Origin of the sequence: Manganibacter manganicus (assembly GCF_002075885.1) — a bacterium.
GTDB lineage: Bacteria > Pseudomonadota > Alphaproteobacteria > Rhizobiales > Rhizobiaceae > Mesorhizobium > Mesorhizobium manganicum.
The window spans coordinates 95,443-108,862 of sequence record NZ_MDET01000002.1 but is presented as its reverse complement, the minus strand read 5'-3'; the positions used below and the strand labels follow the sequence as shown (position 1 = coordinate 108,862).

Below are 13,420 nucleotides of genomic sequence, written 5' to 3'. Positions count from 1 at the left end.
GGCTTAATTCTCCTGTGGAGCGATGCGATCGACAAAACCGCGCCAGGCGGCGTCCTGCTCGGCGGCGCGCTCGGGAAAGAGGTGGCGATGGACCGCCAGTCCGTCGCCGGCAATCAGGATGAGTGAGGCCAGCGCGGCGGTTTCGGCTGGCGTGAAGCGGCCGGGCGCCAGCGCGGCAATGGCGGCGGCAAAGCCCTGTTCGCCAAGCGCCACGGTTTCGGCCATGCGCCGGCGCAGCCGCTCATCGGTCTGCGCGCGGCTGACAAAGGCGAAATAGGCGCCGGTCAGGCGAGGCTGCGCGTCCATCAATGTCACGGTCTCAACGCCGAGCCCTTCCAGCCATGCGCGCAGGGTCATTTCCGGTTTCGGCGCGAAGGCCTCCATGCCGAGCAGGAATTGCTCGAAGGCGGCCAGCACGACATCGTCGAGCGTGCTGAAATGATGAAAGACATTGGCCTTGCTGACGCCGGCCTCGGTTGCCAGCGCGGCGGCCGTCAGGCCGGAGGCACCCTTTGCGGCCATCAGGCGGATGGCGGCATCGATGATGTTCTGGCGCTTGCCGGCGGGAGGCATGACGATCCCTCTTGCGTTGATCGGCTTATTATACTGACTGATCGATCGGTCAGCAACAGAAATTTGTTGCGATGGCTTTGCGGCACTGGTTGTGTCTGTTGCCGGCTGTGCCCGTCTCTGGTCTTCTCGCCTGTCGAAGCTGGCCCTTGCCGGCTGTTGCCGGTGGGTGGCTCAAGCTGCCGTCTGAAAGAATCGCTGCGGGAACCGACCATGACGCATTACGACATCGTGATTATCGGCGGGGCCATCGTCGGCTCGTCCACCGCCTATTATCTGCGCAAGGAAGGGTTTTCCGGTTCCATCGCGCTGGTCGAGCGCGACTCGCAATTCACCCATTCGGCCACCACCCTGTCGGCGGCTTCGATCCGCCAGCAATTTTCCATTGCTGAAAACATCAGGCTGTCGCAGTTCACGCTCGGCCTGTTCCGGCGGTTGAAGGAGGAATTCGGGGACGATGCCGATATCGGCTTTCGTGAGGGCGGCTACCTGATCCTGGCGAGCGAGGACGGGCTGCCGGTGCTTCAGGCCAATCACAAGGTGCAGGTGGCGGAAGGCGCCGACATCGTGCTGGAGGATGCGGCGGCATTGGAAAAGCGGTTTTCGTGGCTTTCAGGCGAAGGCATCGCCGCCGGCGCCTATGGAGTGAGCGGCGAAGGCTGGTTCGACGCGCATGCCTATCTGCATCTTTTCCGCAAGGCGCTGCGCACCATGGACGTGGACCTCGTCACGGCTGCCGCGACCGGCATCGAGCGGCAGGGTGCGCGCGTGACCGCCGTGACACTGGACAATGGCGAAAGGCTGGAAACGGGCCTGGTCGTCAACGCCGCCGGGCCGAATGGCGGCAAGGTGGCGGCGCTGGCCGGGCTCGACCTGCCGGTGGAGCCGCGCAAACGCAATGTCTTCGTGTTCGAGGCGCGCGAGCGCTATGCGGACATGCCGCTGCTGGTCGACCCCAGCGGCATTTATGTGCGGCCCGAAGGCTCGGTCTATATCACCGGCGGTGCCGAGGTCGAGGAGGGCGAGCAGGCTGCCGATCCCGCCGATTTCGACCCGGACTGGGGGCTGTTCGAAAACGAGATATGGCCAGTTCTGGCCACGCGCATCCCGGCTTTCGAGGCGATCAAGATGACGCGTGCCTGGGTCGGCCATTACGATTACAACGCGCTCGACCAGAACGCGGTGATCGGCCCGCACCCGGAAGTGTCGAATTTCATCTTCGCCAACGGGTTTTCCGGCCATGGGTTGCAGCAGGCGCCGGCGGTCGGCCGGGCGCTGGCCGAACTGGTCGTTCATGGCGGCTATCGCAGCATCGACTGTTCGGCCTTTTCCTATCAGCGCATTGCCGAGGGCAGGCCGTTCAGGGAATTGAACGTCATTTGAAGGCCTCTGATCCGGGTTGAGGCAGCCTTTGATTTCAGCGGCCGCTTTGTGTAAAGCGGGATAAAGCATTCTCCAACCGGAATGGGCAAAGCCATGGACAAGTTCACCAAGCTCACCGGCGTCGCGGCTCCGCTGCCGATCGTCAATGTCGATACCGACATGATCATCCCCAAGGATTATCTCAAGACGATCAAGCGCACAGGCCTCGGCAAGGGGCTTTTCGCCGAGATGCGCTACAACGAGGACGGCTCGGAAAATCCCGATTTCGTGCTCAACAAGCCGGCCTACCGGCAGGCGCAGATCCTGGTGGCCGGCGACAATTTCGGCTGCGGTTCGAGCCGCGAGCATGCGCCGTGGGCGTTGCTCGATTTCGGCATACGCTGCGTGATCTCGACGTCCTTCGCCGACATTTTCTACAACAACTGCTTCAAGAACGGCATCTTGCCGATCACCGTCAGCCACGAAGATCTCGACAAGCTGATGGACGATGCCGAGCGCGGCGCCAATGCGACGATCTCGGTCGACCTGGAAGCGAAGGAAATCCGCGGGCCGGATGGCGGCGTCATCAATTTCGACCTCGACGATTTCAAGCGCCACTGCCTGTTGAACGGCCTCGACGATATCGGGCTGACCATGGAAAAGGCCGGCGCCATTGCCAGCTTCGAGAAGCAGAACGCCGAGAGCCGCCCCTGGGCCTGATTCTGGGGCCTGATATTCCGGGCCTGAACCAGAGATTGGCGTCTGCCAGCCGTCAGCAAACAGCGAGGGAAATCGCCATGCGCGTTCCGTCTGCCGCCATATCCGGAGCCGCCGTTTTCGGCCTCTCGCTGCTGGCCGGATTGGCCTGCGCCCATGCCGACGATGCGGACGGCGGCAAGCAGAAGCCTATCCCCTTCGCCGGTGGCGAGTTCACCATCACGCAAAAGGAAGATTATGGCGAGAAGACGCTGGCCTATGACGGCAAGGCGCTCGCCTCCGATTATTTCGTCAACTACACCGGCACCGTGAAGGTGGAAGGAATCGACGTTGCGATGTTCGATGTCGGCAGCGGCGGCAATGCCTGCGGTCCGGCAGTGGTCATGGCATGGAAGCCGGAAGGCAGCGGCATTGAAAGCGTCAGCGTCGGCGAGGACGAATGCGGCGCGCCGCCCGTCGCCATCAACCAGGATGCTATCTATTTCGTGCCATGGCTGATGCCCGGCGGCACCGCGCCGGTGAGGAAATGGTCGCCGATCCACGGGATGACGCTGGCCGGCAACCTCACCTATATGCCCGATCCCGGCACCGGCTGGAAGGACATCAAGCAAAGCTACGAGTACATTCTCGATGCCTTCCATAACGAAGCCGTCTACAAGGCGGCGACGCAGATGCTGGGTGATCGGCTGACCGAAATGACGACCAGCCTTCTGGTCGGCAGCGGTACGGAGAAGACGGCGTCGGGTGTGGTCTATGGCAGCGGTTGCGTGCCGCACAATTGCGGCGGCAATGACGGCTTCATGGCGATCGATGCCAAGGGCGAAAAGCTCTATTTCGCGCGCCAGGGCGATAACGGCAAAGCCGATGCCTGGCCGGCGCTCGACACATGGCCGGCCGATCTTTCCAAGGCGGTGAACAAGGCATTCGCGCCGCCGCAATAGGTTTTCGTCTCCGCCCGCGCTACTCCAATTTCGCCGAGGTCCGCATGCGCAAGCTGATTTCGACCGGTTCGCCATTCGAAAAGACGGCGGGCTATTCGCGCGCGGTCGTGCAGGGCGACTGGTGTTTCGTTTCCGGCACCACAGGCTATGACTACGCCGCTATGACGATGCCGGACAGTGTCACGGATCAGACGCGCAATGCGCTGGCGACCATCGCCGGCGCACTGGAGCAGGGCGGGTTTTCCATGGCCGATGTGGTGCGCGCGCATTACTACGTCACCGACCGCTCCCATGTGGACATCGTCTTTCCGATCCTCGGCGAGACTTTTGGGGAGATCAGGCCGGCGGCGACGATGATCGTGTGCCAACTCAACAAGCCGGAGATGAAGATCGAGATCGAGGTCACGGCGCTCAGGCGGGGAAGCCAACCGACATGACGGTCCGGCGCATCGTCGCCAATATCGAAACACGGGACATTGCCGCGGCAAGACGCTTTTATGGCGACGTGCTCGGCCTCGATGTCCTGATGGACCATGGCTGGATCGTCACCTACGGTTCGCAAGAGAAAATGACCGTGCAGGTAAGCGTCATGGCGGAAGGCGGCTCCGGCACGCCGGTGCCCGATCTGTCCATCGAGGTCGACGATGTCGACGCTACCCTCGTCGGCATGAAGGAAGCCGGCTTCGCCATCGAATACGGCCCGGCCGACGAGCCATGGGGCGTGCGGCGCTTTTATGTGCGCGATCCGTTCGGCCGGCTGGTCAATATTCTCCGGCATGCGTGACGCGAGCGGGCTTGCCTACGCTGCGTCAGGCGTTTAGCAAGGCCGCGTTCATTAATTCCTCGGGAAACACGCTCATGGCGACGAAAAATCTCTTCCTCCTGCCTGGTGACGGCATTGGTCCTGAAGCGATGGGCGAGGTGAAGAAGCTGATCGCGGCGATGAACGATCAAATGAGCGCCGGCTTCGTCACCGATGAGGGGCTGGTCGGCGGTTCGGCCTATGACGCGCACGGCCAGGCGATCTCCGACGCCGACATGGAAAAGGCGCTTGCGGCGGATGCCGTGCTGTTCGGCGCGGTCGGCGGGCCGAAATGGGACGGCGTGCCCTATGAGGTGCGCCCGGAAGCCGGGCTATTGCGCCTGCGCAAGGATCTGGAGCTGTTCGCCAATCTGCGCCCCGCCATCTGCTATCCCGCGTTGGCCGCATCCTCCTCGCTCAAGCAAGAAGTGGTCGAGGGGCTGGACATATTGATCGTGCGCGAACTGACCGGTGGCGTCTATTTCGGCGAACCGAAGCAGATCATCGACCTCGGCAACGGCCAGAAGCGCGGCATCGACACGCAGGTTTACGACACGTTCGAGATCGAGCGCATTTCCGGCGTGGCCTTTGAGTTGGCGCGCACACGGGCCAACAAGGTCTGCTCGATGGAAAAGAACAATGTGATGAAGTCCGGCGTTCTGTGGAAGGAAGTCGTGGCGCAAACCCACAAGGCCAGCTATGCCGACGTGGAACTGACCCACATGCTGGCCGATGCCGGCGGCATGCAACTGGTGCGCTGGCCCAAGCAGTTCGACGTCATCGTCACCGACAATCTGTTCGGCGACATGCTATCCGACGTTGCAGCCATGCTGACCGGTTCGCTCGGCATGCTGCCCTCGGCATCGCTCGGCGCGCCGGACGCCCGCACGGGCAAGCGCAAGGCGCTCTACGAACCGGTGCATGGCTCGGCGCCCGACATTGCCGGCAAGGGCATCGCCAATCCGATCGCCATGATCGCGTCGTTTGCCATGTGCCTGCGCTATTCGTTCAACATGGTGGCCGAGGCCGACCGGCTGGAGAAAGCGATCGCCGCCGTTCTGGACGAGGGCTATCGCACCGGCGACATCATGTCGGAAGGCAAGACTGAAATCGGCACCGCCGCCATGGGCGACGCCATCATCGCGAAGTTCCTGGCCTAGCTCTTTCACCTTGCCGGCAAGGGGTTTCGGAGTGCAATAGCTCCGGAATCCGAGTGACAGGGCAACGACGAGCGACCAGTTATGGCCATGCCCATGAGCAGCCAGCCTTCTCATTCCGCCATGCTGGGCATCGCCCTGATGGCGGCGGCGATGCTGCTCGTGCCCACGGTGGACGGGATCGCCAAGACGCTGAGCGCGACACATTCGCCGCTCTACATTTCCTGGGCGCGCTACGCCTTTTCCTGCATCTTCGTGCTGCCATGGGCGATTGCGCGCCGTGGCCGGCATTTCCTGCCGCGCGAGCATCTCGGCGCGCATGCCTTGCGCACCTTCTTTGCGGCGGCCTCGATGTGCTTCTTCTTCGCCGCCATATCCTTTTCGCCCTTGGCTGACGTGACCAGCGCCTATTTCGTCGGCCCGATCCTGGCGGCCATCCTGTCGGTGGCGTTTCTGGGCGAGGCGCTGACCTTTCGAAAACTGGCGGCGCTGGTGTTGGGCTTCATCGGTGCGATCATCGTGGTCAATCCTGCCGGCGGGCTGAACGCCGGTCTGTTGCTCGGCGTTGCGGCCGGCGTTTTCTTCGCGCTCTATCTCATCACCACGCGCAAGGCATCGCTGGCCAGCGATCCGGTCAGCACGCTGGCTTTCCAGTGCCTGTTCGGGGCCGCGATGCTGTCGCCCTTGGCCGTCTGGAACTGGTCCGTTCCGGTGGGGCAGGAATTGCTGTTCATGCTGCTGATGGGCGCGATTTCGGCGGCGTGCCATTTCATGACCATCAGCGCCTTTCGCCACGCGGAAGCCTCGATGCTGGCGCCGCTCTCCTATCTGGAACTGCTCGGCTCGGTGATTGTCGGCTATCTGGTTTTCAATGACCTGCCCGGCGCCAGGATCGGTATCGGCGCGGCCCTGATCGTCGCCGGCGGCCTGATCCTCGTCCAGCGCCGCAAGGGAGCCGGAAGAAAAACCCAACCCGTATGAAATCCCTATTCGGGCATCTTCTTTTTCCGGGCCTTTGGCACGCGTGACTTGTCCGATTTCGGCGTGCCCGGCTTTGCCGCCCAGGGCTTCTGCTCGGTAGTGGAAGCGCGTTTCGGGCCTGCTCCGTCCTGGTTGGGCTTGGCGAAGTTTCCCTTGCCGCGATGCGGCTTCTTGCCGTGTTTCGGCGGATTGTAGCCGGCCCGCGAAAGATCGGGCTGGCCGTCGAGCCGCTTGACGAGAATATTGCCCTGAACCTTGTGGTCCGGCCCGATCGCCGCGAAAAACCGGTCGGCGCTGGCGGCGGCGATCTGCACGAAGCTTTCTTCCGGCTGCATCCTGATCGCGCCGATCTCGCGCTTGGTGATGCCGCCGGTGCGGCACAGCATCGGGATCAGCCAGCGTGGCTCGGCGTTCTGCCGGCGCCCGACCGATAGCGAGAACCAGACGCTGTCGCTAAAATCGTCGCGTCGGCGGGGCTTTTCGTCCCGCAATGCGCCTCTTTCGCCCCGCTCCGGCGAAGGCTTGAACGGCACGGGTTCCGCCAGATCCTCCGGTGCCGAGCGGCCGGCGCGGCTCAGCCGCAGGAAAGCTGCCGCGATCTGCTCAGCATCGTGCGTTTCCAGCAAAGTGTCGACGAATGCGCGCTCCTCCTCCCGGATCGGCTGGGCAAAGGCAGGATCGGCGAGCATGCGCTCATTGTCGCGCTGCATGACTTCGTCGGCCGATGGCGGACTTGCCCATGCGGGCGTGATGCCGGCGCTGTGCAACAGCCGTTCGGTGCGCCGGCGCGCGGAATAGGGAATGATCAGCGCGCTGACGCCCTTGCGCCCGGCGCGGCCGGTGCGCCCGCTGCGGTGCAGCAGCGTTTCCGGATTGGTCGGCAGGTCGGCATGGATAACCAATTCGAGATTGGGCAGGTCGATGCCGCGCGCCGCCACGTCCGTGGCGATGCAGACGCGGGCGCGCCCGTCGCGCATCGCCTGCAAGGCATGGCTGCGCTCGTTCTGGCTGAGTTCGCCCGACAGCGCGACCACGGAAAAGTTGCGATTGTTGAAGCGGGCGGTGAGGTGGTTGACGGCGGCGCGCGTGTTGCAGAACACCAGCGCGTTCCTGGCTTCGTAGTAGCGCAGCACGTTGATGATGGCGTTTTCGCGGTCGGCCGGCGCGACGGAAAGCGCCCGGTATTCGATGTCGTGATGCTGCTTGTCCTCGCCGGCGGTGGTGATGCGCACCGCGTCGCGCTGGTAGCCCTTGGCCAGCGTGGCGATGGCGCGCGGCACGGTGGCCGAAAACATCAGCGTGCGGCGCTCCGCCGGCGCGGCGTCGAGAATGAATTCCAGATCCTCGCGAAAGCCGAGGTCGAGCATCTCGTCGGCCTCGTCCAGCACGACCGCCCGCAGGCCCGACATGTCGAGCGCATGGCGGGTGATGTGATCGCGCAGGCGGCCCGGCGTGCCGACGACGATATGTGCGCCGCGCTCCAGCGCCCGCCGCTCGGTGCGCATGTCCATGCCGCCGACACAGGTTGCGATGGCCGCGCCGGTAAATTCGTAGAGCCATTCCAGTTCACGCGCCACTTGCAAGGCGAGTTCGCGTGTCGGCGCAACAGCCAGCGCCAACGGCGCGCCCATATGCGAAAAGCGTTCCTCGCCGCCGAGCAGGGTCGGCGCCAGCGCCAGGCCGAAAGCCACCGTCTTTCCCGAGCCGGTTTGAGCCGACACCAGCGCGTCGGCCTGGCCTATCCCGGAATTCAGAACCGCTTTCTGGACGGCTGTCAGTTCCACGTATCCGTGCTTTTCCAGCGCCTGCGCGAGCGCTGGAACGATACCGTCATATTCTGTCATTTTCGTCTTTCGGAATTCTGCTTTCGCCTGCCGGCCACGGGTCATCCATCGCCACGCAATGCCGGGCCGGACGGGCCGCAGGCCAAACGATCTTTGCCGTTCCTACTTCGCGCCGCCGCCAATGTACAGGGCGCGCCCGATTGACTCTTTCTACAAAGCGCGTAAAAGCCGGCCCGAACAGGTTGCCCTTCCCATGCGCGCCCTCTTGATGGCATTTCTGGCGTACAACGCTCCCGGCATGATGTCGGGGCAGGGTTGCGTGCATTCCCGTTCCACCAAAACCACGGCCAAAAAAACGACCACTACGGTCTGACGTCCCTTGGCCTGCTCACCCTCTCCCGGGTCTGGCCGGGGAGCGGAGCCCGCGGGCCGGCGGGCGTTCCAGCAAATGAGCGGAGAGGGCAGGAGTGATCTGAGATGGTATTCAAGGTAGCAGTTGTCGGCGCCACGGGAAATGTGGGCCGCGAAATGCTCAATATTCTGGACGAGCGCGGTTTTCCGGTCAGCGAAATCGTGGCGCTCGCCTCGCGCCGCAGCCAGGGCACGGAAGTGTCGTTCGGCGACAAGACGCTCAAGGTCAAGGCGCTCGACACCTATGATTTCTCCGACACCGACATCGCCATCATGTCGGCTGGCGGCAACGTCTCGAAGGAATGGTCGCCGAAGATCGGCAAGCAGGGCTGCGTCGTCATCGACAATTCCTCAGCCTTCCGCACCGATCCGGACGTGCCGCTGATCGTGCCGGAGGTGAATCCGGACGCCGTCGAGGGGTTCACGAAGAAGAACATCATCGCCAACCCCAACTGCTCCACCGCCCAACTCCTGGTGGCGCTGAAGCCGCTGCATGATGCGGCCACCATCAAGCGCATCGTCGTTTCCACCTATCAGTCGGTGTCTGGCGCCGGCAAGGAAGGCATGGACGAGCTGTTCACGCAGACACGCGCCGTGTTCGTCGCCGATCCGGTCGAAGCCAAGAAGTTCACCAAGCGCATCGCCTTCAACGTCATCCCGCATATCGACGTCTTCATGGAAGATGGTTCGACCAAGGAAGAGTGGAAGATGGTGGCCGAGACCAAGAAGATGCTCGACCCCAAGATCAAGCTCACCGCCACCTGCGTGCGCGTGCCGGTGTTCATCGGCCATTCCGAGGCCGTCAACATCGAGTTCGAAAAGCCGATCACCGCCGACGAGGCGCGTGAGATATTGCGCGAAGCGCCCGGCTGCCTAGTCATCGACAAGCATGAGGATGGCGGCTACATCACGCCGATCGAAAGCGCCGGCGAAGACGCCACTTATATTTCGCGCATCCGCGAGGACCAGACGATCGACAACGGCCTCAATCTGTGGATCGTTTCGGACAATCTGCGCAAGGGCGCTGCGCTCAATGCGGTGCAGATCGCCGAGTTGCTGATCGCGCGCGGCCTGATCCAGCCCAAGAAGCAGGCGGCTTGATCTGTCCTCACGCTGTCGCCGCTTCGCGGCTCGCTCCGGACGGGGCGCGACGCGCGGTCGCGGTTGCGGCCTTTGGCGGTTTTCAGCTCACGGCCGAGCGCGCGCTCTGCTCGCTGATCTCCGCGCGGGCGCCGGATAAGCGGCGGTCCGCGCTTGCGGGCTTTGCCTTCGGCCGTTCTGTCGATGGCCGATAGCAAGTCTGCCGAAATCCGCTTTCGTGCGGCCGGGGCAGCCGATGCCGAGGCAATCGCGGGGGTGCTGCGGGCCTCGCTGTCCTCGCATGGCTGGATGCCTGTCCTTCACACACCGCAGGAGGATCTGGCCTTCATCCGCGACATTGTCCTGCCGCATCAGGCGGTGACGGTCGCGGAAGCCGAGGGTGCCATCGTCGGCTTTATCGCCGTCAAGGAAAGCTGGATCGACCAGTTTTATCTGGCGCCGGACTGGACGGACCAGGGCATCGGCAGTCGACTGCTGGAACAGGCGACGGGAGGCATGGGCGAGGCGAAGCTCTATTGTTTCCAGGCAAATGCCGGCGCGCGGCGGTTCTACGAGCGCCACGGCTTTCGCGTCGCGGCCTCAAGAAGCGGCCTAGCCAATGAGGAAGGATTGCCGGACCTTCTCTATGTGCGCCGATAGGCGCCGCGTGCCTGCACCGGCCCCGCGATCCGGGCGGCTGTCAGTTCGTTATTCGATAATGGTTTCGCTTCGTGGATCGAAAAACGATTTCGTTCGTTATTCGACGGCGGGCGGTTTGCACACCCCGCTTTCGGAGGAGCGACAATGAAGAAATTTGTCATATTGGCGGCATTGTTGTTGCCGCTTGGCGCGTGTTCGCAAACCGAACAGGGCGCGGCAATCGGTGGTCTTGGCGGCGCTGCCATCGGCAGCGCAGTGGCCGGAGATCCAGTGGAAGGCGCGGTGATCGGCGGTGCGATCGGCGCCGTCGGCGGTGCGCTTATCGGCAATGCCAGCGAGCGGGGCGAATGCCGCTATCGTGATCGGCGTGGACGAATCTATGAGGCCCGTTGCCCGCGTCACTACGACAGAAGCCGTTATTATCGCCGTCACCATCGTGATCGCTACTATCGCTACTGAATAGCGAAAACAAAAGACGCCCAGGCGGGTGCGCCGGGCGTCTTCCTTCTCAATCAGCGGAGCCGTAGCGGCCTTATTCCGAGGCGGGCGCCTCTTCCACCGGCGCCGACGCGGCCGCGATGGCGGCTGCGGCGTCTTCCTGTGCCTTCTTCACAAGGGCGGCACGCTCCTGCGCCTTCTTGCCGGGCTCTGCCTTCTTCGGGTTCGAGCGGGCTTCGCGCTTGGCGAGACCGGCGGCATCGAGGAAGCGCAGTACGCGATCGGTCGGCTGGGCGCCGTGGCCGAGCCAATGCTTGACGCGATCCTCATCGACCTTGACGCGCTCGCCATCCTTCGGAAGCTGCGGGTTCCAGAAACCGATCTGCTCGATGAAGCGGCCGTCACGCGGCGAGCGCGAGTCGGCCACGACGATCTGATAGTAAGGGCGCTTCTTGGAGCCCGCGCGGGCCAGTCTGATCTTCAATGCCATTTTGTATCTCCTGGATTTCCATGATTGGGGGGTTGGTATTGCCGGCTTTCATCGGTTTGAGCCGGCGTTTCGTTCATCCGCCGTTTTCGGCGGCGATCTGCTCGTGGTGCCGGATCACTTCCTTGACCACGAAGTTGAGGAATTTCTCCGCAAAGTCCGGATCGAGATGGGCGTCGTGCGCGAGCTTGCGCAGCCGCTCGATCTGCTGGGCTTCTCTGGACGGGTCGGCAGGCGGCAGGCCGTGCGTGGCCTTCAACAGGCCGACCGCCTTGGTGCAGCGAAAACGCTCGGCCAGCATGTGAATGAGGGCGGCGTCGATATTGTCGATCGAGGCGCGATAGCCGGCAAGAACCGATTTCGCGGCTTCCATGTCCTTCACTTCGTCCATTCGCCTCTCACTTCTTCTTGCCCGGTCTCGGCAGGCCGCCGCCAAGGCCGGGAAGCTTCATGCCGCCGGGCAAACCGGGAAGCCCTCCGCTCCCCAGGCTCGGAAGACCGCCCGGCAAGCCATTGCCAAGGCCTGCCGCTTCGGCCTGCTTCTTCAGCGCCTCAAGCTGCTTGGGATCCATCCTGGAAAGGTCGGGCATTCCTCCACCCATTGGACCGCCCATCGCACCACCAAGACCGCCCATGCCCATCTTCGAAGCAAGGCCGCCCATCATGGATCGCATCATGCCGCCGCCTTTGCCCTTGCCGCCCATGGCTTTCATCATGTCGGCCATGCCGCGGTGCATCTTGAGCAGCTTGTTGATCTCGGCGGCATCGGTGCCGGAGCCGGCGGCGATGCGCTTCTTGCGGCTGTGCTTCAGAATGTCGGGGTTGGCCCGCTCCTTCTTCGTCATCGAGGAGATGATGGCGAGTTGGCGGCCGAACATCTTGTCGTCCAACCCGGCGGCGGCCATCTGGTCCTTCATCTTGCCCATGCCGGGCATCAGACCCATGATGCCGCCCATGCCGCCCATCTTCTGCATCTGGCCAAGCTGGTCGGCAAGGTCGTTCAGGTCGAACTTGCCCGACTGCATCTTCTTCGCCATCGCCGCGGCTTTTTCCGCGTCGATGGTTTCGGCGGCCTTCTCGACCAGCGAGACGATGTCGCCCATGCCGAGGATGCGGTCGGCGATGCGCTTGGGGTGGAATTCCTCCAGCGCGTCCATCTTTTCGCCGGTGCCGATCAGCTTGATCGGCTTGCCGGTGACGGCGCGCATCGAAAGCGCCGCACCGCCGCGGCCATCGCCATCCATGCGGGTGAGCACGAGGCCGCTGATGCCGACGCGCTCATCGAAATTGCGGGCCAGGTTCACCGCGTCCTGGCCGGTCAGGCTGTCGGCGACCAGCAGGATCTCATGCGGGTTCGAGGCCGCCTTGATTTCGGCCATCTCGACCATCAGCGGCTCGTCGATATGGGTGCGGCCGGCGGTGTCGAGGATGACGACGTCATGGCCGCCGAGCTTCGCCGCCTGGACAGAGCGTTTGGCGATATCCACCGGCGACTGTCCGGCGACGATGGGAAGCGTGGCGACACTCACCTGCTCGCCGAGCTGACGCAACTGCTCCTGCGCGGCAGGCCGCCGCGTGTCGAGCGAGGCCATCAGCACCTTCTTGCCCTGGCGCTCGACAAGGCGTTTGGCGATCTTGGCGCTGGTGGTGGTCTTGCCGGAGCCCTGCAGGCCGACCATCATCAAAACAACCGGAGACGGCGCATTGAGGTCGATCGCCACACCTTCCTCGCCGAGCATGGAAACAAGCTCGTCATGGACGATCTTGACCACCATCTGGCCGGGCTTGATCGACTTCAGAACAGCCGCGCCAACGGCTTTCTCACGCACCTTGTCGGTGAAGGCGCGCACGACCTCCAGCGCCACGTCGGCTTCCAGAAGCGCACGACGCACTTCGCGCAATGCCGCAGAGACATCCGCCTCCGACAACGCGCCACGGCCGGTCAGGCCGTTCAATATGGAGCCTAGGCGTTCCTGTAAGCTCTCGAACATTCGTCTTCCTTCATTCTCGAACCGTCAGGCCCGAGACGT

15 protein-coding genes are annotated in these 13,420 nt (G+C 63.5%); 10 read left to right on the top strand and 5 right to left on the bottom strand.

The genetic code is table 11. From position 1 onward, the window contains the following. Nucleotides 1–3: 3 nt before the first annotated feature. On the bottom strand, nt 4–573 hold the full coding sequence (locus BFN67_RS02645; protein WP_080918050.1) for a TetR family transcriptional regulator: 570 nt from the start codon (nt 571–573) through the stop codon (nt 4–6). 210 nt (nt 574–783) lie between these two features. On the opposite strand from BFN67_RS02645, the gene BFN67_RS02640 reads away from it, so the two are divergent. The 7 genes from BFN67_RS02640 (at nt 784) to BFN67_RS02610 (ending at nt 6,530) form a co-directional block, all read left to right on the top strand. Continuing rightward, nucleotides 784–1,953 (top strand): NAD(P)/FAD-dependent oxidoreductase, encoded by a 1,170-nt coding sequence (locus tag BFN67_RS02640; protein WP_080918049.1) that lies wholly within the window; start codon nt 784–786, stop codon nt 1,951–1,953. Between the two features lie 93 nt (nt 1,954–2,046). Then, nucleotides 2,047–2,652 (top strand): 3-isopropylmalate dehydratase small subunit, encoded by a 606-nt coding sequence (gene leuD / locus BFN67_RS02635; RefSeq protein WP_080918099.1) that lies wholly within the window; start codon nt 2,047–2,049, stop codon nt 2,650–2,652. Nucleotides 2,653–2,729: 77 nt separating this feature from the next. After that, nucleotides 2,730–3,590 carry a hypothetical protein gene (locus tag BFN67_RS02630; protein WP_080918048.1) on the top strand — a complete coding sequence of 287 codons (861 nt, stop codon included), beginning with the start codon at nt 2,730–2,732 and terminating at the stop codon, nt 3,588–3,590. Nucleotides 3,591–3,634: 44 nt separating this feature from the next. Continuing rightward, nucleotides 3,635–4,027 carry a RidA family protein gene (locus tag BFN67_RS02625; protein WP_080918047.1) on the top strand — a complete coding sequence of 131 codons (393 nt, stop codon included), beginning with the start codon at nt 3,635–3,637 and terminating at the stop codon, nt 4,025–4,027. After that, nucleotides 4,024–4,374 (top strand): VOC family protein, encoded by a 351-nt coding sequence (locus BFN67_RS02620; protein WP_080918046.1) that lies wholly within the window; start codon nt 4,024–4,026, stop codon nt 4,372–4,374. The genes BFN67_RS02625 and BFN67_RS02620 overlap by 4 nt, the downstream gene beginning before the upstream one ends. Before the next feature lie 74 nt (nt 4,375–4,448). Further along, the gene (gene leuB / locus BFN67_RS02615; RefSeq protein WP_080918045.1) at nt 4,449–5,552 is read left to right on the top strand and encodes a 3-isopropylmalate dehydrogenase; all 1,104 of its coding nucleotides are present in this window, start codon (nt 4,449–4,451) and stop codon (nt 5,550–5,552) included. A 93-nt stretch (nt 5,553–5,645) separates the two neighbouring features. After that, nucleotides 5,646–6,530 (top strand): DMT family transporter, encoded by an 885-nt coding sequence (locus BFN67_RS02610; protein WP_158083461.1) that lies wholly within the window; start codon nt 5,646–5,648, stop codon nt 6,528–6,530. Between the two features lie 5 nt (nt 6,531–6,535). Here BFN67_RS02610 and BFN67_RS02605 read toward each other — a convergent pair whose 3' ends face one another. After that, entirely contained in the window at nt 6,536–8,374 is a 1,839-nt protein-coding gene (locus BFN67_RS02605; RefSeq protein ID WP_080918098.1) for a DEAD/DEAH box helicase, read from the bottom strand. A 417-nt stretch (nt 8,375–8,791) separates the two neighbouring features. Between BFN67_RS02605 and BFN67_RS02595 the strand changes: the two genes are divergently transcribed. From BFN67_RS02595 to BFN67_RS02580, 3 genes are all read left to right on the top strand, one after another. Then, nucleotides 8,792–9,826, top strand: coding sequence for an aspartate-semialdehyde dehydrogenase (locus BFN67_RS02595; RefSeq protein WP_080918042.1), 1,035 nt, complete (start codon nt 8,792–8,794; stop codon nt 9,824–9,826). Nucleotides 9,827–10,009: 183 nt separating this feature from the next. Next, nucleotides 10,010–10,465 carry a GNAT family N-acetyltransferase gene (locus tag BFN67_RS02585; protein ID WP_080918040.1) on the top strand — a complete coding sequence of 152 codons (456 nt, stop codon included), beginning with the start codon at nt 10,010–10,012 and terminating at the stop codon, nt 10,463–10,465. Nucleotides 10,466–10,609: 144 nt separating this feature from the next. Further along, nucleotides 10,610–10,924, top strand: coding sequence for a glycine zipper domain-containing protein (locus BFN67_RS02580; RefSeq protein ID WP_080918039.1), 315 nt, complete (start codon nt 10,610–10,612; stop codon nt 10,922–10,924). Between the two features lie 73 nt (nt 10,925–10,997). On the opposite strand, the gene rpsP is transcribed toward BFN67_RS02580, so the two are convergent. From rpsP to ffh, 3 genes are all read right to left on the bottom strand, one after another. Further along, entirely contained in the window at nt 10,998–11,393 is a 396-nt protein-coding gene (gene rpsP / locus BFN67_RS02575) for a 30S ribosomal protein S16 (RefSeq protein ID WP_080918038.1), read from the bottom strand. A 73-nt stretch (nt 11,394–11,466) separates the two neighbouring features. Next, entirely contained in the window at nt 11,467–11,781 is a 315-nt protein-coding gene (locus tag BFN67_RS02570) for a chorismate mutase (protein ID WP_080918037.1), read from the bottom strand. Nucleotides 11,782–11,788: 7 nt separating this feature from the next. Continuing rightward, nucleotides 11,789–13,381 (bottom strand): signal recognition particle protein, encoded by a 1,593-nt coding sequence (gene ffh, locus BFN67_RS02565; RefSeq protein ID WP_080918036.1) that lies wholly within the window; start codon nt 13,379–13,381, stop codon nt 11,789–11,791. Nucleotides 13,382–13,420: the final 39 nt, after the last annotated feature.

Bases quoted from the DNA above. Each gene is read 5' to 3' on its own strand.
- BFN67_RS02585 (WP_080918040.1), top strand. From the start codon at position 10,010: ATGGCCGATAGCAAGTCTGCCGAAATCCGCTTTCGTGCGGCCGGGGCA.
- ffh (WP_080918036.1), bottom strand. From the start codon at position 13,381: ATGTTCGAGAGCTTACAGGAACGCCTAGGCTCCATATTGAACGGCCTG.
- BFN67_RS02640 (WP_080918049.1), top strand. From the start codon at position 784: ATGACGCATTACGACATCGTGATTATCGGCGGGGCCATCGTCGGCTCG.
- BFN67_RS02625 (WP_080918047.1), top strand. From the start codon at position 3,635: ATGCGCAAGCTGATTTCGACCGGTTCGCCATTCGAAAAGACGGCGGGC.
- BFN67_RS02580 (WP_080918039.1), top strand. From the start codon at position 10,610: ATGAAGAAATTTGTCATATTGGCGGCATTGTTGTTGCCGCTTGGCGCG.
- leuD (WP_080918099.1), top strand. From the start codon at position 2,047: ATGGACAAGTTCACCAAGCTCACCGGCGTCGCGGCTCCGCTGCCGATC.
- BFN67_RS02630 (WP_080918048.1), top strand. From the start codon at position 2,730: ATGCGCGTTCCGTCTGCCGCCATATCCGGAGCCGCCGTTTTCGGCCTC.
- leuB (WP_080918045.1), top strand. From the start codon at position 4,449: ATGGCGACGAAAAATCTCTTCCTCCTGCCTGGTGACGGCATTGGTCCT.
- BFN67_RS02595 (WP_080918042.1), top strand. From the start codon at position 8,792: ATGGTATTCAAGGTAGCAGTTGTCGGCGCCACGGGAAATGTGGGCCGC.
- rpsP (WP_080918038.1), bottom strand. From the start codon at position 11,393: ATGGCATTGAAGATCAGACTGGCCCGCGCGGGCTCCAAGAAGCGCCCT.
- BFN67_RS02610 (WP_158083461.1), top strand. From the start codon at position 5,646: ATGAGCAGCCAGCCTTCTCATTCCGCCATGCTGGGCATCGCCCTGATG.
- BFN67_RS02605 (WP_080918098.1), bottom strand. From the start codon at position 8,374: ATGACAGAATATGACGGTATCGTTCCAGCGCTCGCGCAGGCGCTGGAA.
- BFN67_RS02645 (WP_080918050.1), bottom strand. From the start codon at position 573: ATGCCTCCCGCCGGCAAGCGCCAGAACATCATCGATGCCGCCATCCGC.
- BFN67_RS02570 (WP_080918037.1), bottom strand. From the start codon at position 11,781: ATGGACGAAGTGAAGGACATGGAAGCCGCGAAATCGGTTCTTGCCGGC.
- BFN67_RS02620 (WP_080918046.1), top strand. From the start codon at position 4,024: ATGACGGTCCGGCGCATCGTCGCCAATATCGAAACACGGGACATTGCC.